This window comes from Mycolicibacterium arenosum, from assembly GCF_024320865.1.
GTDB lineage: Bacteria > Actinomycetota > Actinomycetes > Mycobacteriales > Mycobacteriaceae > Mycobacterium > Mycobacterium arenosum.
On sequence record NZ_JANDBD010000009.1, the window covers coordinates 257,375 to 277,650 of the forward strand.

The 20,276-nt window shown below is 68.1% G+C and carries 17 protein-coding genes and 2 tRNA genes; 11 read left to right on the forward strand and 8 right to left on the reverse strand.

Features of this window, described 5'->3' with window-relative positions; translation table 11 throughout:
• Positions 1-30 precede the first annotated feature (30 nt).
• From NM203_RS22145 to pknB, 7 genes are all read left to right on the forward strand, one after another.
• Complete coding sequence (locus NM203_RS22145; protein ID WP_255062585.1) at positions 31-1,563, forward strand: FhaA domain-containing protein; 1,533 nt, start codon at positions 31-33, stop codon at positions 1,561-1,563.
• Between the two features lie 165 nt (positions 1,564-1,728).
• Positions 1,729-2,196, forward strand: a complete 468-nt coding sequence (locus NM203_RS22150) for an FHA domain-containing protein FhaB/FipA (RefSeq protein WP_255062586.1) — start codon at positions 1,729-1,731, stop codon at positions 2,194-2,196.
• Between the two features lie 22 nt (positions 2,197-2,218).
• Complete coding sequence (locus NM203_RS22155) at positions 2,219-3,748, forward strand: PP2C family protein-serine/threonine phosphatase (protein WP_255062587.1); 1,530 nt, start codon at positions 2,219-2,221, stop codon at positions 3,746-3,748.
• Positions 3,745-5,157, forward strand: coding sequence for a peptidoglycan glycosyltransferase RodA (locus NM203_RS22160; protein WP_255062588.1), 1,413 nt, complete (start codon positions 3,745-3,747; stop codon positions 5,155-5,157). The genes NM203_RS22155 and NM203_RS22160 overlap by 4 nt, the downstream gene beginning before the upstream one ends.
• A complete protein-coding gene (gene pbpA, locus NM203_RS22165; RefSeq protein ID WP_255062589.1) occupies positions 5,154-6,632 on the forward strand; it encodes a D,D-transpeptidase PbpA in 1,479 nt (492 codons plus the stop codon). The genes NM203_RS22160 and pbpA overlap by 4 nt, the downstream gene beginning before the upstream one ends.
• Positions 6,629-7,840, forward strand: a complete 1,212-nt coding sequence (locus NM203_RS22170) for a protein kinase domain-containing protein (protein ID WP_303624993.1) — start codon at positions 6,629-6,631, stop codon at positions 7,838-7,840. The genes pbpA and NM203_RS22170 overlap by 4 nt, the downstream gene beginning before the upstream one ends.
• A 13-nt stretch (positions 7,841-7,853) precedes the next feature.
• On the forward strand, positions 7,854-9,746 hold the full coding sequence (gene pknB, locus NM203_RS22175) for a Stk1 family PASTA domain-containing Ser/Thr kinase (protein ID WP_255062590.1): 1,893 nt from the start codon (positions 7,854-7,856) through the stop codon (positions 9,744-9,746).
• 3 nt (positions 9,747-9,749) lie between these two features.
• On the opposite strand, the gene NM203_RS22180 is transcribed toward pknB, so the two are convergent.
• Positions 9,750-10,418, reverse strand: a complete 669-nt coding sequence (locus tag NM203_RS22180; RefSeq protein ID WP_255062591.1) for an aminodeoxychorismate/anthranilate synthase component II — start codon at positions 10,416-10,418, stop codon at positions 9,750-9,752.
• Positions 10,419-10,455: 37 nt separating this feature from the next.
• Positions 10,456-11,196 carry a DUF881 domain-containing protein gene (locus NM203_RS22185; RefSeq protein ID WP_255062592.1) on the reverse strand — a complete coding sequence of 247 codons (741 nt, stop codon included), beginning with the start codon at positions 11,194-11,196 and terminating at the stop codon, positions 10,456-10,458.
• 73 nt (positions 11,197-11,269) lie between these two features.
• Between NM203_RS22185 and crgA the strand changes: the two genes are divergently transcribed.
• Both crgA and NM203_RS22195 read left to right on the forward strand, forming a co-directional pair.
• Positions 11,270-11,554, forward strand: a complete 285-nt coding sequence (gene crgA / locus NM203_RS22190) for a cell division protein CrgA (protein ID WP_255062593.1) — start codon at positions 11,270-11,272, stop codon at positions 11,552-11,554.
• Between the two features lie 155 nt (positions 11,555-11,709).
• On the forward strand, positions 11,710-12,126 hold the full coding sequence (locus NM203_RS22195) for a PH domain-containing protein (protein ID WP_255062594.1): 417 nt from the start codon (positions 11,710-11,712) through the stop codon (positions 12,124-12,126).
• Positions 12,127-12,209: 83 nt separating this feature from the next.
• Here NM203_RS22195 and NM203_RS22200 read toward each other — a convergent pair whose 3' ends face one another.
• Positions 12,210-12,746 carry a peptidylprolyl isomerase gene (locus NM203_RS22200; protein ID WP_255062695.1) on the reverse strand — a complete coding sequence of 179 codons (537 nt, stop codon included), beginning with the start codon at positions 12,744-12,746 and terminating at the stop codon, positions 12,210-12,212.
• Between the two features lie 67 nt (positions 12,747-12,813).
• On the opposite strand from NM203_RS22200, the gene cwsA reads away from it, so the two are divergent.
• A complete protein-coding gene (gene cwsA / locus NM203_RS22205; protein WP_255062595.1) occupies positions 12,814-13,251 on the forward strand; it encodes a cell wall synthesis protein CwsA in 438 nt (145 codons plus the stop codon).
• A 125-nt stretch (positions 13,252-13,376) separates the two neighbouring features.
• Positions 13,377-14,321 (forward strand): cupin domain-containing protein, encoded by a 945-nt coding sequence (locus NM203_RS22210; protein ID WP_255062596.1) that lies wholly within the window; start codon positions 13,377-13,379, stop codon positions 14,319-14,321.
• 46 nt (positions 14,322-14,367) lie between these two features.
• Here the strand turns inward: NM203_RS22210 and NM203_RS22215 are convergent.
• The 5 genes from NM203_RS22215 to gyrB all read right to left on the reverse strand — a co-directional run bounded on the left by NM203_RS22215 (position 14,368) and on the right by gyrB (position 20,266).
• Positions 14,368-14,440 (reverse strand) — tRNA-Ala (locus NM203_RS22215).
• Between the two features lie 144 nt (positions 14,441-14,584).
• Positions 14,585-14,658, reverse strand: a tRNA-Ile gene (locus tag NM203_RS22220).
• Positions 14,659-14,721: 63 nt separating this feature from the next.
• Positions 14,722-15,618 carry a DUF3566 domain-containing protein gene (locus NM203_RS22225; RefSeq protein WP_255062597.1) on the reverse strand — a complete coding sequence of 299 codons (897 nt, stop codon included), beginning with the start codon at positions 15,616-15,618 and terminating at the stop codon, positions 14,722-14,724.
• Positions 15,619-15,667: 49 nt separating this feature from the next.
• Complete coding sequence (gene gyrA / locus NM203_RS22230; protein ID WP_255062598.1) at positions 15,668-18,187, reverse strand: DNA gyrase subunit A; 2,520 nt, start codon at positions 18,185-18,187, stop codon at positions 15,668-15,670.
• A gap of 45 nt (positions 18,188-18,232) precedes the next feature.
• The gene (gene gyrB / locus NM203_RS22235) at positions 18,233-20,266 is read right to left on the reverse strand and encodes a DNA topoisomerase (ATP-hydrolyzing) subunit B (RefSeq protein ID WP_255062600.1); all 2,034 of its coding nucleotides are present in this window, start codon (positions 20,264-20,266) and stop codon (positions 18,233-18,235) included.
• Positions 20,267-20,276: the final 10 nt, after the last annotated feature.

Genomic DNA, 20,276 nt, shown 5'->3' on the forward strand with positions numbered 1-20,276 from the left:
CGACGACTGACAGCGAGGCAGGTGCGTGACATGGGTCTTGTCAACCGGTTCGAGCGCAAGCTCGAATCCACGGTTGGTGACGCCTTCGCGCGCGTGTTCGGCGGATCGATCGTGCCCGCCGAGGTTGAAGCGATGTTGCAGCGGGAAGCCGACTCAAGCGCACGGCAGGTCGGCGGCGGCCGTATTTTGGCCTCCAACGACTACGTCATTACCCTCAGTGTGCCCGACTATCAGAAGGTGAGCGCCGATCCAGACCTCACACCGACCACTTTTGCCAGATACCTGGAGGGATACATCCGTGACCAAGGGTGGCAAACGTATGGTGAGGTGGTCGTCAAATTCGAGGCCGCACCTAACTTACACACAGGCCAGTTCCGCACACGTGGAGCGGTCAACCCAGACTCAACCGCGAGCGAACCCGCCCCGGTACCACGAGACCGCACGGACACCGCAGAACCAGGAGTACCACCGATGACCAACGATCCGAATTACCGCGGCGGCCAGGGCCAGGGGCAACCCGGCGACGAGTACTACGACTACAACCGTCCCGCTGACGACCGCGGCGGTTACCCGCCCGAGCCGGGCGGCTACCCGCCCCAGGGCTCGCAGCCGCCGGGCTACCCGCCGCCCCGCCAGCCGGGTTACGACCAGGGCGGCTACCCCGAGCAGGGCGGCTACCCGCCGCAGGGCGCGCCCGCGCCCGGTTACCCGCCGCAGGGCGGCTACCCGGCGCAGGGCGGTTACCCCGACCAGGGCGGCTACCCGGCCCAGGGTGGATACCCCGACCAGGGCGGCTACCCGACCCAGCAGGGCGGCTACCCCGAGCAGGGGTACGGGCAGGCTCCCGGCGGATACGGCCAGCCGCCCGCTCCGCCCGCTCCGGCCGGCGGCGGCTACGGCGCTCCCGCGGCCGACTACGACTACGGCCGGGCACCGGCCGCACCCCCGCAGCCCGACTACGGTCAACCCGCCCAGGGTGGCTACCCGGCCCAGGGCGGTTACCCCGACCAGGGCGGCTACGGCGGCCAGCAGGGCTACGGCGACCAGGGCTACGCCGATCAGGGTGGCTACGGCGCTCAGCCGGCCGGCTACGACCAGGGCTATGGCGCTCAGGGGTACTCCCAGCCGGGCTACGGCCAGGGTTACGCGGAGCCGGCCGCACCGGCTCAGCCGGCCGGATACGGCGACGCGGGCTACGGCGCGGCCGCCGCTCCCGGTGCGTACGACTACGGCCAGCAGCCCGCCCAGCCGGGCTACGGCCAGGGCTACGCCGGGGGCGCCACCGTCACCCTGCAGCTCGACGACGGCAGCGGGCGCACCTACCAGCTGCGTGAGGGCGCCAACGTGATCGGCCGCGGCCAGGACGCCCAGTTCCGGCTGCCCGACACCGGCGTCTCACGCCGTCACCTGGAGATCCGATGGGACGGCCAGATGGCGCTGCTCGCCGATCTGAACTCGACGAACGGCACGACGGTCAACAACGCGCCGGTGCAGGAATGGCAGCTGGCCGACGGTGACGTCATCCGGCTGGGCCACTCCGAGATCATCGTCCGGGTGCACTGACCTCGCGAACACGGGTCGGTCACGGTCGGGGAGAAGCTGTTCGCTTCGCCCTCACGCCGTTGTCCGCCCAAGTATCGTGACGTTGCCGGAGGTAGCCGACTTCCCAACCGGATCGGCGAAGGTGCGACCGCGGCGACAATGGGACGGTGACGGAGAGGACGTCGGATGCAGGGACTAGTGCTGCAGCTGACGCGCGTCGGATTCCTCCTCCTGCTGTGGCTGTTCATCTGGTCCGTGCTGCGCATCCTCCGAACGGACCTGTACGCCCCCACGGGTGCCGTCATGGTGCGGCGCGGGCTGGCCTTGCGCGGCACCCTCCTGCCGAGCAGGCAGCAGCGCGGCGCGGCCCGCCAGTTGATCGTCACGGAGGGCGCCCTGAAGGGGACCCGGATCACGCTGGGCACGCAGCCGGTCCTCATCGGCCGTGCGGACGACTCCACCCTGGTGCTGACCGACGACTACGCCTCGACACGGCACGCCCGCCTGTCGCCGCGAGGCTCCGAGTGGTACGTCGAGGATCTAGGATCGACCAACGGCACATACCTCGACAGGGCGAAGGTGACGACGGCGGTAAGGGTTCCGATGGGCACGCCCGTACGGGTCGGCAAGACGGTAATCGAGTTACGGCCGTGACGCCGCCCACGCGAGGAGCGATATGACACTCGTGCTGCGGTATGCGGCGCGCAGCGACCGCGGTCTGGTTCGCGCCAACAACGAGGACTCCGTCTACGCCGGGGCGCGGCTGCTCGCGCTCGCCGACGGCATGGGCGGCCACGCCGCGGGTGAGGTGGCCTCGCAACTCGTCATCGCCGCGCTGGCCCACCTCGACGACGACGAACCCGGCGGGGATCTGCTCAGCGCGCTCAACGTCGCCGTCCACGACGGCAACTCCGCCATCGCGGCGCACGTCGAAGAGGACCCCGAACTCGAGGGCATGGGCACGACGCTCACCGCAATCCTGTTCGCGGGCAATCGCCTTGGCCTCGTCCATATCGGCGACTCCCGCGGCTACCTCATGCGCGACGGCGAGCTGGCCCAGATCACCAAGGACGACACCTTCGTTCAGACACTCGTCGACGAGGGGCGCATCACGGCGGAGGAAGCGCACAGCCACCCGCAGCGGTCGCTGATCATGCGCGCACTCACGGGCCACGAGGTGGAGCCGACGCTCATCATGCGCGAGGCGCGTGTGGGCGACCGCTACCTGCTGTGCTCCGACGGCCTGTCCGATCCGGTCAGTCAGGAGACCATCGCGGAAGCGCTGCAGATCCCCGATGTCGCCGAAAGTGCGGACAGGCTCATCGAATTGGCCTTGCGCGGCGGCGGTCCGGACAACGTCACCGTGGTCGTCGCCGATGTCGTCGACTACGGCGTCGGGCAGACTCAGCCGATCCTCGCGGGCGCCGTCTCCGGTGACGACGATCAGAGCGCGCCGCCGAACACCGCCGCCGGGCGCGCGTCGGCGTTCAACCCGAAGCGCGCCGCGGCCGCCGCCGCCAAGCGACCGGCCGTCGAGCCGGAACCGCCTGCCCGTAAACCCCGTTCGAGGCGCAACATCATCCTGGTCGTCCTGTTGATCGTGCTCGTGCTGCTGGCGGCCCTGGGGGTGGGCTACTACTTCATCCGGACGAACTTCTACGTCGCCGAACGCGACGGCGAGGTGTACGTCATGCGCGGACTCCCCGGCAGCGTGCCGGGCGTCCCGCTCAACGAGCCCTATCGCCTCGGCTGCGTCGACGACCGCGGTGCGGTGTCGATCATCGCCGCCGACGAACCGCGCGGCAGATGTCAGCCGCTGAAGGTCGACGACCTGTTCCCCGACGCGCGCAACTCGGTCGCCGCCGGTCTTCCCACGGGCAGCGAAGACAACGCCATGGCCCAGCTGATGGAACTGGCCGCCAAGCGGATGCCCGTCTGCCTGCCGCCCGCTCCGCCGCCTCCGCCGAGCACTCCGCCGCCCCCGCCGCCGAGCACCACGACGTCGGCGTCGGGCGAGCCGGACGCGACCACCGGTGAGTCCAGCCAACCATCCGCTGGCCCAACGGAATCCGGCGGTCCCGAGGTGCCGCGGACCGTCACCTCACCGGCACCGCCCGCCACGACCTCCGCCCCGCCACCTCCGCCGCCCCCACCGACGCTGACGCCGAAGCAGGAGTTGGGCATCAACTGCCGAGCGGCCTCATGACGACGCAACCCCAAGCCGCTGTCGCCGTCACCCCGCCCCTGCCCAACCGGCGCAACGCCGAACTGTTCCTGCTCGGCTTCGCGGCCCTGATCACCACGCTCGCGCTGTTGATCGTCGAGGCCAACCAGGAGCAGGGACTCAGTTGGGATCTGGCCCGGTACACCCTCGCGTATCTGGCGCTGTTCGGGACCGCGCACGTGGCGGTGCGCCGGTTCGCCCCGTACGCCGATCCGCTCCTGCTTCCACTCGCCGCTCTGCTGAACGGGTTGGGGCTGGTGATGATTCACCGCCTCGACCTCGCGGTGGGACCCATCGCCGACAACTCCGGCGGCCCGGGAGCCAACCAGCAGACGCTGTGGACGCTCGTCGGGGTGGCGGCGTTCACGCTCGTCATCGTGTTCCTCAAGGACTACCGGATCCTGGCGCGGTACGGCTACGTGTGCGGCCTGACCGGGCTGATCCTGCTGATCATCCCCGCGGTGCTGCCGAGCTCCATCTCGGAGTCGAACGGTGCGAAGATCTGGATTCGCCTGCCGGGCTTCTCGATTCAGCCGGCCGAGTTGTCCAAGATCCTGCTGCTCATCTTCTTCGCCTCGGTCCTGGTGTCCAAGCGCAGCCTGTTCACCAGCGCGGGCAAGCACGTCCTCGGACTCAATCTGCCGCGGCCGCGGGACCTCGCGCCGCTACTGGTCGCGTGGATCGCGTCGGTCGGGGTCATGGTGTTCGAGAAGGATCTCGGCACCTCCCTGCTGCTGTACGCGACGTTCCTGGTGCTGCTCTACGTCGCGACCGACCGCATCAGCTGGGTGCTGATCGGCTTGTCGCTCTTCGCCATCGGCAGCGTCATCGCCTACCACACCTTCTCCCACGTCCAGGTTCGCGTGCAGAACTGGCTCGACCCCTTCGCCGACCCCGACGGCGCCGGGTATCAGATGGTGCAGTCGCTGTTCAGCTTCGCCACCGGCGGTGTCTTCGGCACCGGCCTCGGTAACGGCCAGCCGGGGACGGTGCCCGCCGCGTCGACCGATTTCATCGTCGCGGCCATCGGTGAGGAGCTCGGACTCGTCGGCGTCGCCGGCGTGCTCATGCTGTACACGATCCTGATCATCCGCGGCCTGCGCACCGCCATCGCCATCCGCGACAGCTTCGGCAAGCTGCTGGCCGCCGGGCTGGCGGCCACGCTGGCCATCCAGCTCTTCATCGTCGTCGGCGGTGTCACCAAACTGATTCCGCTGACCGGACTGACGACGCCGTGGATGTCCTACGGGGGTTCGTCGTTGCTCGCCAACTACGTGCTGCTGGCGATTCTGCTGCACATCTCGCACGCCGCGCGGCGCCCGCTCACCACCAAACCCGTGAACGCGACCCCGATCGCGAGCGCGAGCACGGAGGTGATCTCGAAGGTATGAACACCTCGCTGCGCCGCGTCGCCACCGCGATCATGGCTCTCATCGTGCTGCTCCTCGCCAACGCGACGATCACCCAGGTCTTCACCGCCGACGGATTGCGCTCCGATCCCCGCAATCAGCGCGTTCTCCTCGACGAGTACTCGCGGCAGCGTGGCCAGATCACGGCCGGCGGCCAGCTGCTGGCGTACTCGACATCGACCAACGGCCACTTCCGCTTTCTGCGCGTCTATCAGAGCCCGGAGGAGTACGCGCCGGTGACGGGCTTCTACTCGCTGCAGTACTCCAGCTCGGGCCTCGAGAACGCCGAGGACTCCATCCTCAACGGTTCCGACGAGCGGCTGTTCGGGCGGCGGATCGCCGACTTCTTCACCGGCCGCGACCCTCGCGGCGGCAACGTGGCGACGACCATCAACCCGCAGGTGCAGAAGGCGGCCTGGGACGCGATGGAGCAGGGTTGCAACGCCGGACCGTGCAAGGGCGCCGTGGTCGCGCTCGAACCGTCGACGGGCAAGATCCTCGCGATGGTGTCGTCACCGTCGTACGACCCCAACCTGCTGGCGTCCCACGACGGCACGATCCAGACCGACGCGTGGCGGCGGTTGCAGGACAACCCCGATGCGCCGCTGCTCAATCGGGCGATCTCGGAGACCTACCCGCCCGGCTCCACGTTCAAGGTCGTCACCACCGCGGCCGCGCTGGAGGCGGGTGCCACCCCGTCGACCCCGGTCACGGCGGCGGCCAGGGTGCCGCTGCCCAACAGCACCGCAACGCTGGAGAACTACGGCGGGTCGTCCTGCGGCTCCGGTCCGACGACCACGCTGCGCGAGGCGTTCGCCCGGTCGTGCAACACGGCGTTCGTCGAACTGGGCGTCGACACCGGCGCCGATGCGATGCGCAAGGCGGGCGAGGCGTTCGGGCTGGACTCGCCACTGCCCCCGACTCCGCTACCCGTCGCGGAGTCGACCATCGGACCGATCGCGGACGACGCCGCCCTCGGTATGACCAGCATCGGCCAGAAGGACGTCGCGTTGACCCCTTTGCAGAACGCGCTGGTCGCGGCCTCCATCGCCAACGGCGGCGTCGCGATGCAGCCGTATCTCGTCGAGGACCTGAAGGGGCCCGACCTGTCGACCATCGAGACGACGGCGCCGCGCGAGCTACGTCGCACAGTGTCTTCGCAGGTCGCAACTACACTGACGGACCTGATGATTGACGCGGAGGCGGCGGCCCAGCAGAAGGGGACGATTCCCGGCGTCCAGATCGCATCGAAGACGGGAACGGCCGAGCACGGCACCGATCCGCGCAACACCCCGCCCCACGCGTGGTACATCGCATTCGCCCCGGCCAAGGCACCCAAGGTGGCCATCGCCGTCCTAGTGGAGAATGGGGGCGACCGACTGTCCGCCACCGGCGGTGCGCTCGCCGCGCCGATCGGACGGGCAACCATTGCCGCTGCGCTGCGGGAGGGATCATGAGCACGCGCGTCGGGACGACGCTGTCCGACCGATACCGACTGCAACGGCACATCGCCACGGGCGGCATGGGCCAGGTGTGGGAGGGGTTGGACACGCGACTGGGCCGCCAGGTGGCCGTCAAGGTGCTGAAGCAGGAGTTCTCGTCGGATCCCGAGTTCATCGAGCGGTTCCGCGCCGAGGCCCGCACGGTGGCCATGCTGAACCACCCCGGCATCGCGAGCGTCTACGACTACGGCGAGACCGACATCGACGGTGAGGGCCGCACGGCGTACCTCGTCATGGAGATGATCAACGGCGAACCGCTGAACACCGTGCTGAAGCGCACCGGCAGCCTGTCGCTGCGGCACGCGCTCGACATGCTGGAGCAGACCGGCCGCGCCCTGCAGGTCGCGCACAACGCCGGCCTGGTGCACCGCGACGTCAAGCCCGGCAACATCCTGATCACGCCGACGGGCCAGGTGAAGCTCACCGACTTCGGCATCGCCAAGGCCGTCGACGCCGCTCCCGTGACGCAGACCGGCATGGTGATGGGCACCGCCCAGTACATCGCCCCGGAGCAGGCGCTCGGCCGTGACGCCACCGCCGCGAGTGACGTGTACTCGCTGGGCGTCGTGGGCTACGAATCCGTCGCGGGCCGAAGGCCTTTCACGGGTGACGGTGCGCTGACCGTCGCGATGAAGCACATCAAGGAGCAGCCTCCGGCGCTGCCCGGCAACGTGCCACCCAACGTGCGCGAGCTCATCGAGATCGCGCTGCAGAAGGAGCCGGGGCTGCGCTACCGCACCGGCGGCGCCTTCGCCGACGCCGTCGCCGCGGTCCGCTCGGGGCGTAGGCCACCCCGGCCGAACCAGGCGCCGACCATCGGCGGCACCCGGGCCACCCCCGCCGCGATTCCCGGCGCGACCGCCATGCGGCCCGCGGCGACCTACGCCAAGCCGCAGCAGGCGCCGCCGACGCGCCAGCGGCCCGCGACCGGCAACCACCGGCCCCCGCCACCGCGCCGGACGTTCTCGTCGGGTCAGCGCGCGCTGCTGTGGGCGGCGGGCGTGCTCGGCTCGCTGGCCATCATCATCGCGATCATGCTGGTGCTCAGCGCCCAGGACAACAAGGACAAGCAGCTGGAACAGCGGCCGACGAACACCAGTACGTCGGTGGTCACCGTGCCGCCGTCGCCTGCGGATGCGCCGCCGCCCAGTGAGACCCCATGAGACAGACGAACAGATGACCACCCCCCAGCACCTGTCAGACCGTTACGAGCTCGGAGAGATCCTCGGGTTCGGCGGGATGTCCGAAGTCCACCTCGCCCGCGACGTGCGGCTGCACCGCGACGTCGCGGTCAAGGTGCTGCGCGCGGACCTGGCCAGGGACCCGAGTTTCTACCTTCGCTTCCGGCGTGAAGCGCAGAACGCCGCCGCACTGAACCACCCGGCGATCGTCGCGGTCTACGACACCGGTGAGGCGGAGACGCCCACCGGGCCGCTGCCGTACATCGTGATGGAGTACGTCGACGGCGTCACGTTGCGCGACATCGTGCACACCGACGGTCCGATCGAGCCGCGACGGGCGATCGAGATCATCGCCGACGCGTGTCAGGCCCTGAACTTCAGCCATCAGCACGGCACCATCCACCGCGACGTCAAGCCCGCCAACATCATGATCAGCAAGACCGGCGCCGTGAAGGTGATGGACTTCGGCATCGCGAAGGCGCTCGCCGACGCGGGCAACAGCGTCACGCAGACCGCCGCGGTGATCGGCACCGCGCAGTACCTCTCGCCCGAGCAGGCCCGCGGCGAAACCGTCGACGCGCGCTCGGACGTCTACTCGCTGGGCTGCGTGCTCTACGAGATCCTCACGGGGGAGCCCCCTTTCGTCGGCGACTCGCCCGTGGCGGTGGCCTACCAGCACGTCCGGGAGGACCCGACGCCGCCGTCGACCCGGCACCGGGGCATCTCGCCGGAACTCGACGCGGTCGTGCTCAAGGCGCTGACGAAGAACCCCGAGAACCGGTACCAGAGCGCCGCCGAGATGCGCGCCGACCTGATCCGCGTGCACAGCGGCGAGGCGCCGGACGCTCCGAAGGTGTTCACCGACGCCGAGCGCACGTCGCTCACCTCGGCGCCCGTGCCGGGGGTTCGGCCCAATCACGCCGACCGCATTCCGACGGCGCACCGCACTCACCAGCCCGAGCCCGAACGCCGGGTCGCGATCGGCCGGTGGGTCATCGCGGTCGCGATCCTCGCGATCCTGACCGTCGTGGTCACCGTCGGCATCAACATGATCAGCGGCAGTCCCCGCGACGTGCAGGTGCCCGACGTGCAGGGCCAGAGCTTCGACGACGCCACGGCGATGCTGCAGAACCTGGGGTTCAAGACCCGCAGGAACAACCAGTCGGACTCGGAGATCGAACCCGGAAAGGTCATCAACACCGACCCCGCGGCCGAGTCGTCGGTGTCGGCGGGCGACGAGATCACCATCAACGTCTCCAGCGGCCCCGAGCAGCGGGAGGTTCCCGACGTCAAGGGGCTGATCCCGACCGAGGCTCAGCGCAGGCTCAAGGCCGCCGGCTTCGACAACAGCCGGATATCGCCGTCAGCGTCGACACCGGAGCAGAAGGACAAGGTGATCGAGACCAACCCGACGGCGAACTCCACGACGGCGATCACCAACCAGATCATCATCGTGGTCGGCTCCGGCCCCGACAGCAAGCCGCTTCCCGACGTGAAGGGCCTCACCCCCGAGGACGCCACCCGGATCCTGGTCGGCAACGGATTCACCGTGCCGCCGATCGTGGTCGAGGTCGACGGGCTCCGCGGCACGGAGGGCCAGGTCGTCGGATCGGTACCCGCCGCGAATCCGAACGAGCCCGTCGCCGTGGACACCCCTGTCACTCTTCAGGTTTCGCGCGGAAATCAGTTCACGATGCCGAATCTCGTCGGTCAGGTCTGGGACGACGCCTACCCGCGTCTCGCGGCGATGGGTTGGACGGGGACGCTGAACAAGCTGCCCGATGTCGAGGGCAACGGGGCGAAGTCGGCCAGCGTCCTGATTCAGGATCCACCCACCGGGACGGCGATCCGCACCGACGCCACGATCACGCTGACCTTCGCCCGGTAGCCGTCAGACCGCGGCGGCACCGCTGGTAGCGGCGCGCACGGTGTCGGCGACCTCGGTCTCGAGCTGACGGACCAGGTTCTCCGCGGGCGGCTCGCCACACACGGCCAGCCAGTTGGCGAGCATCCGGTGCCCGCCCTCGGTGAGGATCGACTCGGGGTGGAACTGCACACCGTGGACGGGCAGCTCGCGGTGCTGCACGCCCATGATGACGCCGCCCTCGGTGCGGGCCGTGACCTCGAGCTCGGCGGGCACGGTCTCGGGCAGGATCGTCAGCGAGTGGTAGCGCGTCGCGGTGAACGGATCCGGAAGTCCTTTCAGCACACCGATGTTCGCGTGGTGGACTCGGCTGGTCTTGCCGTGCAGCAGCTCGGGCGCGCGGTCCACCGTGCCACCGAAGGCGACGCCGATGGCCTGGTGGCCGAGGCAGACGCCGAGCAGGGGAGTGGCGCTGGCCGCGCACGCGCGCACCAGGGGGATGGACGCCCCGGCACGCTCGGGGGTGCCGGGGCCGGGGCTCAACAGGATCCCGTCGAAACCGGCCGCGACGGCATCCGCGTCCGACAGCCGCTCGTCGTCGTTGCGCCAGACAGCCGCGTGCACGCCCAGCTGGCCCAGGTACTGGACCAGGTTGAACACGAAGCTGTCGTAGTTGTCGACGACCAGAACCCGCATCGGCACAGGCTACCGAGTGGCAGGGGGCGCCGTCGCCTCAGTAACCGAGCGGGCCCGCCGGCTGGGCGAACCGCAGCCGTGGCGTCGGGTGGCCGACCACCTCGACGTCGCTGCGGACCTCCTCGGTGTAGCCGAGGCCGAACCGCACCACGTACTGCTTGTACAACACGACCAGCGGCGCCGCCGCCAGCGCGGCCTGCATGGCGGGCACGTCGCCGATGGCGGTGATGACGTACGGCGGGCTGTAGGTGCGGCCGTTGAGCAGCAGCGTGTTTCCGACGCAGCGCGGGGCCGACGTCGCGACGATGCGTTGATCCTGCATCTGGATCGCCTCGGCGCCGGCGTTCCACATGGCGTTCAGAACCGCCTCGACGTCCTGCTGGTGCACCACGAGATCGTCCGGTGACGCGTCACCGGGGAAGCGGCCCTCGGCGTCGCGCTGCGCGTCGGTCAACGTCACCACGAGGCCGGGGCCGCGCATGGGCGACATCCCGGCGGCCACCGCGAGTTCGTCCGCCCGCTGGGTGATGCCGGTGACGGCGCCGTCGTCGACCGCACCGCCGTGGTGTGTCTCGAGCTCGCCCGCGAGCGCGTCCCTGCGTGCGGTGAGGCGGTCGGCGGACTGCTGTGCCTCGCGCACCAGGTCGACGAGCCGCGGGGCGTCGCTGCGGCGGATCTCGTCGCCTCCGGACACGGTGTGCGTGGTCGCGAGCAGGAGACCCGCGCACAGGCAGACGGCCGGAACGCCGAAGCGCCAGGCGGAACGCTGCCTCGCCATTCGGGTCTCCTCCCCGCACTGGGTTAGTCTTTCGGAAGCAATTGCACCATCGCCAGCAGCTACGAAGGTACCCATGCCCAAGTCAAAGGTTCGCAAGAAGAACGACTTCACCATCAACCCGGTCAGCAGGACCCCGGTGAAGGTGAAGGCCGGCCCTTCGAGCATGTGGTTCGTCGTGCTGTTCATCGGACTGATGCTGATCGGCCTGCTGTGGCTGCTCGTCTTCCAGCTGGCCGCGACCAACCCGGTGGACGCGCCGAGCTTCCTGAACTGGATGGCCAACCTCGCGCAGTGGAACTACGCGATTGCGTTTGCCTTCATGATCACCGGACTTTTGCTCACCATGCGGTGGCGGTAACCCGGATCCGCGTCCAGATGAATTCAAAGTGGACGCCGCGCGTTTCCCGCTGCGCCACCTGCGTGTCACCCAATCACATCAATGTGATTCATCCCCATTGGGGATAGCACCTGTGGATAACCCCATCCGTCACGCGTAGAGGGTACGTCGACCAGATGCAGCAAACTCAGTGGAGCCCGCCGACTGCGGGTATCGCGATCTGCGCAGCTATCGGGCTGACCATGGCTATAGGTGCTGTGACCGTGGTCACAGACGTGCCGGGACGTGCGCTGGCCGGCATTGCCGCAATCGGACTGCTGGCGTTTGCAACGGTGTCGTGGCGCGCACGCCCCAAACTGGCAATTACCGACGACGGTCTCGCCGTCCGCGGCTGGTTCGGCACCAGGGTGCTGACGCGACCCGACATCGCCGCGATCCGCATCACCGAGTTCCGCAGACTGGCGCGCAAAGTCCGGCTGCTGGAGATCGACACGGCCGACGACAGCCTGCTGGTGTTCACCCGATGGGATCTGGGCACCGACCCGCTGAACGTCCTCGACGCCCTCACGGACGCCGGATACGCCGGCCGCTGACCACGGCCGAACGTTGGTTACCGCCACGCGAAACCGCGCCGAGGCGTGGCAGAAGCCAACACTCGGCGAGGTGTCGTGGGTGTCTAGGAGACGGTGATCGACTCGATGACCACGGCGTCGGTCGGACGGTCACCGGGTCCGGTCGCCGTGGTGGCGATCGCATCGACCACGCGCTGCGAGTCCGGGTCGACGACCTCGCCGAAGATGGTGTGCTTACGGTTGAGGTGCGGCGTCTTGCCGACGGTGATGAAGAACTGCGAGCCGTTGGTGCCGGGGCCCGCATTGGCCATCGCCAGCAGGTACGGCTTGTCGAACTGCAGCTCGGGATGGAACTCGTCGCCGAACTGGTAGCCGGGTCCGCCGCGGCCGGTTCCCGTCGGGTCGCCGCCCTGAATCATGAAGCCGTCGATGACGCGGTGGAACACGGCGCCGTCGTAGAACGGTCCCGACGAACCCCCGGTTGCGTTCTGGGTGCTGTAGTCCTTGGTGCCCTGAGCCAGCCCGACGAAGTTGTCGACCGTCTTGGGTGCGTGATTGCCGAAGAGTGCGATCTTGATGTCGCCACGATTGGTGTGCAGGGTCGCGGTCGCTGTCTGAATGGGGCTCGTCACGGATTTCAGTGTGCCATTTGTGGGTTCACGGCCAAGTCGGACCCCCTCGCAAGGGGCCTGTCATAGGGTTGGCGCCATGAGCTCGAGGACGAGGGAAGACCGGTTGACGTCGAGTGCACGGCTGGCACGGGGGCTGAAGTACTCCGCGGTCGGACCGGTCGACGTGACGAGGGGAGCGCTCGGCGTCGGGCTCGGCTCCGTGCAGTCCTCGGCCTCGTGGGTGCGCAACCGGTACCGCCGCGGTCGCATCGCCAGCCAGCTGCGTGAGGACCTCGCCGCCGCGCAGGAGGCGCTCCTCACCGAAGTGACAGCGGCCCAGGAAGCGGTGGCCGCGCTGCCCGCCACGATCAAGGACGCCCGCCGCACCAAGCGCCGCCCGCGGCCGTGGGTGCTGGCCGTCGCCGGTGTCGCCGTGCTGGGCGTCGGCGCAGTCACCTTCTCGATCGTGCGGCGGTCGACCCAGCCCGAACCGTCGCCGCTGCCACCCAGCGTCGAGGTCACGCCCAAGCCCTGACGATCACGTAGCCGCGCTGCCGCAGACGAGTAGCGCACTACGCGTGCCCGCGGGTTGCGTGCGTCACACGATTCAGGTGTGAACGCACTCACCGCCCGCGCGTCGGGTGTCGCTCGGTCGAAGCGATGAACGGCCCCGACGTCATGACGCCCCCCGGTTTGCACGACATGCTGGCCCGACTGCACTTGCGCGGGCTCTGGCAGCTCCCACCCGACGCGATCCCCACCACCCCTACGCCGGTGACGGAGGCGTGGCACTGGCGCGGTGACGACGTGCAGCCGCTGGCCCACGAAGCCGGCCGGATCAAGGTGGCCGACGACCGTCGCGCGCTGCTGCTCACCAACCCGGCACTGAGTCCGAGCCCCTTCACGACGACCACGCTGCAGGGCGCGGTCCAGTCACTGCCGGGAGGCGCCGCCGTGCCCGCCAATCGGCACACCCCCTCGGCGATGCGATTCATCCTGTCCGGCAACGGCTCCTACCGCACCGCGGACGGTAGCGACCACCCGCTGGCGGCGGGCGACCTGATCCTGACGCCGAACTGGAGTTGGCACGAGTACGAGAACAGTTCCGACAGCCCGATGGTCTGGTTCGACGGCCTCGACTTCCCGGTGGCCGCCCGGTTGGAGTCGGCGGTGTTCGACGGCGGTCCCTCGGTGAAGGTGCCGAGCAGAAGCGGCTCGAGCCCGCTGCACCGGCCGTGGGCCGACACCGACCGGATGCTCGCGGAGCTCTACAGGGATCCGACGACCGTCGCGAGTGTTCAGTTCACCGACCCCATCACCGGTGGTGTCATCGCGCTGACCTTCGACTGCTGGATGCACCGGATGGGACCGCTCCTTCGGGCCGCCGCCACGCGCAAGACCGGCAACTCGATCTTCGTGGTGTTCAACGGTCGCGGTTCGACCACGGTCGGGCACAAGGAGTTCGAGTGGTCGGCGGGCGACATCTTCGTGGTGCCGTCGTGGCTCCCGCTGCGACACAGTCCCACCGAGGTCTCGAACCTGCTGGAGATGTCGGATCGGCCGATCCTGCAGTCGCTCGGGCTGTATCGCGAGGAAGCGCTGTAGGTGCTCAGTGTTAGTTGTCAGAGTCCGCGATGAATCGAAATGCTTGTGGAGCCTAGGAGATTCGAACTCCTGACATCTGCCTTGCAAAGGCAGCGCTCTACCAACTGAGCTAAGGCCCCTTCGGTGGCGGTCAGCTGGGTTGGTCGGCGGCCACGTGCCATACCTCGACGCGAGTGCGCGATCGAATGACCAACACGCCCGCCACTAGGACGGCCAGTACCACGAACAACCTCACTGGACACCTTCCTTCGAAAGGCACACCGTGGGCCTGGGAGGACTCGAACCTCCGACCTCTTCGTTATCAGCGAAGCGCTCTAACCACCTGAGCTACAGGCCCGTACATCCTTGTGGACCGAGCGACGAGATTACCGTAAGCGCAGCCCTGCGCCCAAACCGTTAGTCAGTCGCGATCCGCAAGGGTCACCTCGATGCCCCCGACGAGGTCGGTGGTGAGGTTGTAAATGAACGCGCCGCAGGTAGCCATCGCGGTCAACAGCACGATGTTGACCAAGCCGACCAGGGCCGCGCCGCCGAAGATCGTGCCGCTCGACACCAGTTCCCCGCCGCTACCGCTCGCACTGGTGAGCAGATCGCCGACGTTGCTGTTCAGCTTCGCCCACACGCCCATGCCGCCAAGCACGAGATACAGGAACGCGACGGCGATCATCCACACGAAGAACAACGCGACCGACAGCACCAGCGAGACCTTGAGCACGCTCCACGGATCGAAGCGCCGCACCTGCATGCTCGCGCGCACGGGACCCTGCGTGCGGTTCGCGACCGAGGACCGCGCCGTGCGCGTCGCGGGCTCCGGGGTGGTCCGCTCGGTCGGCTTGCGGGTCACGGGACGCGGGGCACCGCCGGAGAGGTCGGGGAGCTCGCTGGCGTAGGTCTCCGACGTCCGGCTCGGTTCCGGCCTACTGGGTTCGGGCCGGTTCGCCTCGGGCCTACCGGGCTCCGCTCGCGTCGCGGCCGGCGCGGCCTCCGCCTCGCGGGGCGGTGTGCTTCCGCCGCCCTGGCCCGAGATGAACCTGTTCAGCCGCGCCGCGTCCGCCGTGGGGGAGTGCCCCGCCGAGGTGCCGACCCGGCCACCGTCGGCCGGGGTGTCGGTGGCGCGCGGCGGCTGCGGCGGCCGGCTGCGCGCCGCCCCCCGCTGCCACGGCGGTACCTCGCCACCCGACTCGGGCGTACCCACCGGACCCGAGCGAGTCGGAACGTCGGCGGCACCGTTCGAGCCGTTGGTGCCGCCGGGTCCGTCGCCGGGACGCGCTGGTCCCTGGTCGTTCGGTGAAGTCACCTACGGCTCCTTAACTTCGGGCCGACTGCGTGCGGCAGCCGGGGTCGCACTACGTCGCGTCCGATTCGTCGCCGTCGAGATCTTCACCGGCGTCCTCGTCGGCGTTGCGCGCAATGGCAATCAGTGTTGCGCCCTCACCGAGGTTCATCAAGCGCACGCCCTTAGTCTGCCTTCCGGCCTTCCGTACCTGACGTGCGGCCGTCCGGATTACGCCGCCACCGGAGGTGATGGCGTAGAGCTCGGTCTCGTCGTCCACGATCAACGCTCCGACCAGAGTGCCACGTTTGCGGTCGTACTGGATCGTGAGGATTCCCTTGCCGCCGCGGCCCTGGACCGTGTACTCCTCGATCGCGGTGCGCTTGGCGTACCCGCCCGCCGTCGCGACCAGCAGATACGTGCCCTCACGTACGACGTTCAGCGAGAGCAGCTTGTCCTCTTCGTTGAACCGCATGCCCTGCACACCGGAGGTGGCGCGACCCATCGGCCGAAGCGCCTCGTCGGTCGCGGAGAACCGGATCGACTGGCCCTTCTCGGACACCAGCAGCAGGTCCTCGTCCGCCGAGCACAGCACAGCGCCGACCAGTTCGTCGCCGTCGCGAAGGTTCACCGCGACGATGCCGCCGGAGCGGTTGGAGTCGAAGTCGGTCAGCTTGGACTTCTTCACCAGACCGTTGCGCGTGGCCAGCACCAGGTACGGCGCGTCCTCGTAGCTCTTGAGCTGGATGACCTGGGCGATCCGCTCCTCGGGCTGGAACGCCAGAAGGTTGGCGACGTGCTGACCGCGCGCCGTGCGGGACGCCTCCGGCAGCTCGTAGGCCTTCGCCCGGTAGACCCGGCCCTGCGTGGTGAAGAACAGGATCCAGTCGTGGGTCGAGCACACGAAGAAGTGGTTGACGATGTCGTCCTGCTTGAGGCCGGCGCCCTGAACACCCTTGCCGCCGCGCTTCTGGCTGCGGTACAGGTCGGTCTTGGTGCGCTTGGCGTAGCCGGTCTCGGTGATCGTGACCACCACGTCCTCGCGCGCGATCAGATCCTCGTCCGCGACGTCGCCATCGGCCGGGATGATCCGGGTGCGCCGGTCGTCGCCGTACTTCTCGGCGAGCTCCGCGAGTTCGTCGCGGACGATGGCGCGCTGACGTTCCGGCTTGGCGAGGATGTCCTCAAGGTCCGCGATCTCGGCCTCGATCTTCGCGAGGTCGTCGACGATGCGCTGACGTTCCAGGGCCGCGAGGCGCCGCAACTGCATGTCGAGGATCGCCTGGGCCTGGATGTCGTCGATGTCGAGCAGGTCGATCAGGCCGGCACGGGCGATGTCCACGGTCTGCGACGCCCGGATCAACGCGATGACCTCGTCGAGCGCATCGAGCGCCTTGACCAGTCCGCGCAGGATGTGGGCCCGCTCGTTCGCCTTGCGCAACCGGTAGGTGGTGCGCCGCACGATGACGTCCAACTGATGGACGACGTAGAGGCGGATCAGCTGATCGATGCGGAGGGTGCGGGGGACACCGTCGACGATCGACAGCATGTTCGCCCCGAAGCTGGTCTGCAGCTGGGTGTGCTTGTAGAGGTTGTTCAGCACCACCTTCGCCACGGCATCGCGCTTGACCTCGACGACGATCCGCAGTCCGACACGATCACTGGACTGGTCCTCGATGTTCGAGATGCCCGCGAGCTTGCCGTCACGCACCTGGTCGGCGATCGAGGTGATGAAGTTGTCGTGGTTCACCTGGTAGGGGAGCTCGGTGATAACCAGCAGCGTGCGGCCCCGCGAGTCCTCCTCGACCTCGACCACACCCCGCATGCGGATGGAGCCGCGGCCCGTCGTGTAGGCGTCGTGGATGCCCTGCGAACCGACGATGAGACCGTAGGTGGGGAAGTCCGGACCCTTGACCCGCTCGGTGACCGCGGCGAGCGTGGTCTCCTCATCGGCCTCGTGGTTGTCCAGGCACCAGAAGACGGCCTCCGCGAGCTCGCGCAGGTTGTGCGGCGGCATGTTGGTGGCCATGCCGACTGCGATGCCGCCGGAGCCGTTGGCCAGCAGGTTGGGGAACCGGCTGGGCAGGACTGTCGGCTCCTGCACCCGACCGTCGTAGTTCGGGATGAAATCGACTGTCTCCTCGTCGATTTCGCGCAGCATCTCCATCGCGAGGGGCGTGAGGCGTGCCTCGGTGTACCTCATGGCCGCCGGCGGATCGTTTCCCGGCGAGCCGAAGTTCCCCTGCCCGTCCACGAGTGGGTAACGCAGCGACCACGGCTGCGCCATCCGGACCAGGGTGTCGTAGATCGACGAATCGCCGTGGGGATGGTAGTTACCCATCGTCTCGGCAACGGAGCGTGCGGATTTCGCGTGTCCGCGGTCAGGTCGAAAGCCGGAGTCGTACATGGCGTAGAGCACGCGGCGGTGTACGGGCTTGAGGCCGTCGCGCACCTCGGGTAGGGCGCGCCCGACGATGACGCTCATCGCGTAGTCGATGTAGCTGCGCTGCATCTCCTGCTGGATATCGACCGGTTCGATGCGATCGGTGGTCGTGCCGTCCTCGCCGCCGGGGGGCAGAGTGGTGTCTGTCATGTGCTCCTCGCTCGTCTATGAGCAGCTTGAAATCGGTTGGGAAGACTAAACATCCAGGAAGCGAACGTCTCTCGCGTTCCTGGTGATGAAGCTTCGACGGGCTTCGACGTCCTCGCCCATCAGAATCGAGAACAGTTCGTCGGCTGCGGCGGCGTCGTCGAGGGTGATCCGACGGAGCACTCGCGCGGTGGGATCCATTGTGGTTTCCCACAGCTCTTTGGCGTCCATCTCGCCGAGGCCCTTGTAACGCTGGATACCGTCTTCGGTGTTGATCTTTCGGCCCGCGGCTTTGCCCGCCTCGAGCAGTCCGTCACGCTCGCGATCGGAGTAGGCGAACTCGGGCTCGCTGCGCTGCCACTTCAACTTGTACAGCGGGGGCTGTGCCAGGAAAACGTGCCCGTTCTCGATGAGCGGCTTCATGAATCGGAACAGTAGGGTCAGCAGCAGCGTGGAGATGTGCTGGCCGTCGACGTCGGCGTCAGCCATCAGCACGATCTTGTGATACCGCAGTTTCGTGATGTCGAACTCGTCGTGGATACCGGTTCCGAGCGCCGTGATGATCGCCTGGACTTCGGTGTTCTTCAGAACGCGGTCGATACGCGCCTTCTCGACGTTGATGATCTTGCCGCGCAGGGGAAGGATCGCCTGATACATCGAGTCGCGACCGCTCTTCGCCGAGCCACCGGCCGAGTCGCCCTCCACCACATAGACCTCCGACAGAACCGGGTCGGTGGAGCGGCAGTCCGCGAGCTTGCCGGGGAGCCCCCCGATATCGGTTGCGCTCTTGCGGCGCACCAACTCTCGTGCCTTGCGCGCGGCCAGCCGAGCCTGCGCCGACGAGACCGCCTTGTTGACTACGGTTTTGGCTTCGGCCGGGTTCGCCTCGAACCAGTGCTGCAGTTGCTCGTTGCAGATCTTCTGCACGAATGACTTCACCTCGGTGTTGCCGAGCTTCGTCTTGGTCTGGCCCTCGAACTGCGGGTCGCTGACCTTCACCGAGATGACCGCGGCGAGTCCCTCGCGGATGTCGTCGCCGGTGAGGTTGGGGTCCTTCTCCTTCAGCAGCTTCTTGTCCTTGGCGTACTTGTTGACCACCGTGGTGAGCGCCGAGCGGAAACCCTCTTCGTGCGTGCCGCCCTCGTGGGTGTTGATCGTGTTGGCGAAGGTGTGCACCGACTCGGAGTAGCCGGCGTTCCACTGCATCGCGATCTCGACCTCGTGGCCGGGACCCTTGCCGTCGAAGTCGATGATGCTCTGCTGGATCGGGGTCTTGGTGCGGTTGATGTGCTTGACGTAGTCGACCAGGCCGCCGGGGTAGTGGAAGGTGCGGTGCTTGACCTTGTGCGGGCCCTTGGCTTCGGCTTCCTTCTCGTCGGCGGACTTCGGCGCCTCCGCGGTATCGCTGACGACCTCGTCCACGACCTCCTCCGCCGTGACCCTCTCGTCGATCAGATCGATGGTCAGGCCCTTGTTGAGGAAGGCCATCTCCTGCAGGCGCCGCGCGACGGTCTCGAAGTCGTAGTCCGTGGTTTCGAAGATGTCCGGGTCGGCCCAGAACCTGATCGTGGTTCCGGTCTTCTTCGTTGGACCACCCTGCTTCAGGGTGCCGGGCACCGAACGGTCGTAGTATTGGAACCACTCCGAACCATCCCGCAGAACCGTCGCCTCCAACCGAGTCGACAGGGCGTTGACGACCGAGACACCGACACCGTGCAGGCCACCGCTGACGTTGTACCCGCTGTTTTCGCCGCCGAACTTGCCGCCTGCGTGCAGTTGCGTCATCACGACGTCGATGGTCGGGACACCGGTGGCGTGCATGGCGACCGGGATACCGCGGCCGTCGTCGGCGACCTGGACGCTGCCGTCACCCAGGATCTTGACATCGACCCTGGTGGCGTAGCCGGCCATGGCCTCGTCGATGGCGTTGTCCACGACTTCCCACACCAGGTGGTGTAGACCGCGCTCCCCCGTGGAGCCGATGTACATTCCCGGGCGTTTGCGGACGGCTTCCAAACCCTCGAGAATGGTGATCGATTCGGCGCCGTACTCATTCGAAGCGCTGTTCTTCTGGGCAGCCACGTTGGACGCG

Bases quoted from the DNA above. Each gene is read 5' to 3' on its own strand.
- NM203_RS22145 (WP_255062585.1), top strand. From the start codon at position 31: ATGGGTCTTGTCAACCGGTTCGAGCGCAAGCTCGAATCCACGGTTGGT.
- NM203_RS22150 (WP_255062586.1), top strand. From the start codon at position 1,729: ATGCAGGGACTAGTGCTGCAGCTGACGCGCGTCGGATTCCTCCTCCTG.
- NM203_RS22155 (WP_255062587.1), top strand. From the start codon at position 2,219: ATGACACTCGTGCTGCGGTATGCGGCGCGCAGCGACCGCGGTCTGGTT.
- NM203_RS22160 (WP_255062588.1), top strand. From the start codon at position 3,745: ATGACGACGCAACCCCAAGCCGCTGTCGCCGTCACCCCGCCCCTGCCC.
- pbpA (WP_255062589.1), top strand. From the start codon at position 5,154: ATGAACACCTCGCTGCGCCGCGTCGCCACCGCGATCATGGCTCTCATC.
- NM203_RS22170 (WP_303624993.1), top strand. From the start codon at position 6,629: ATGAGCACGCGCGTCGGGACGACGCTGTCCGACCGATACCGACTGCAA.
- pknB (WP_255062590.1), top strand. From the start codon at position 7,854: ATGACCACCCCCCAGCACCTGTCAGACCGTTACGAGCTCGGAGAGATC.
- NM203_RS22180 (WP_255062591.1), bottom strand. From the start codon at position 10,418: ATGCGGGTTCTGGTCGTCGACAACTACGACAGCTTCGTGTTCAACCTG.
- NM203_RS22185 (WP_255062592.1), bottom strand. From the start codon at position 11,196: ATGGCGAGGCAGCGTTCCGCCTGGCGCTTCGGCGTTCCGGCCGTCTGC.
- crgA (WP_255062593.1), top strand. From the start codon at position 11,270: ATGCCCAAGTCAAAGGTTCGCAAGAAGAACGACTTCACCATCAACCCG.
- NM203_RS22195 (WP_255062594.1), top strand. From the start codon at position 11,710: ATGCAGCAAACTCAGTGGAGCCCGCCGACTGCGGGTATCGCGATCTGC.
- cwsA (WP_255062595.1), top strand. From the start codon at position 12,814: ATGAGCTCGAGGACGAGGGAAGACCGGTTGACGTCGAGTGCACGGCTG.
- NM203_RS22210 (WP_255062596.1), top strand. From the start codon at position 13,377: ATGAACGGCCCCGACGTCATGACGCCCCCCGGTTTGCACGACATGCTG.
- gyrA (WP_255062598.1), bottom strand. From the start codon at position 18,187: ATGACAGACACCACTCTGCCCCCCGGCGGCGAGGACGGCACGACCACC.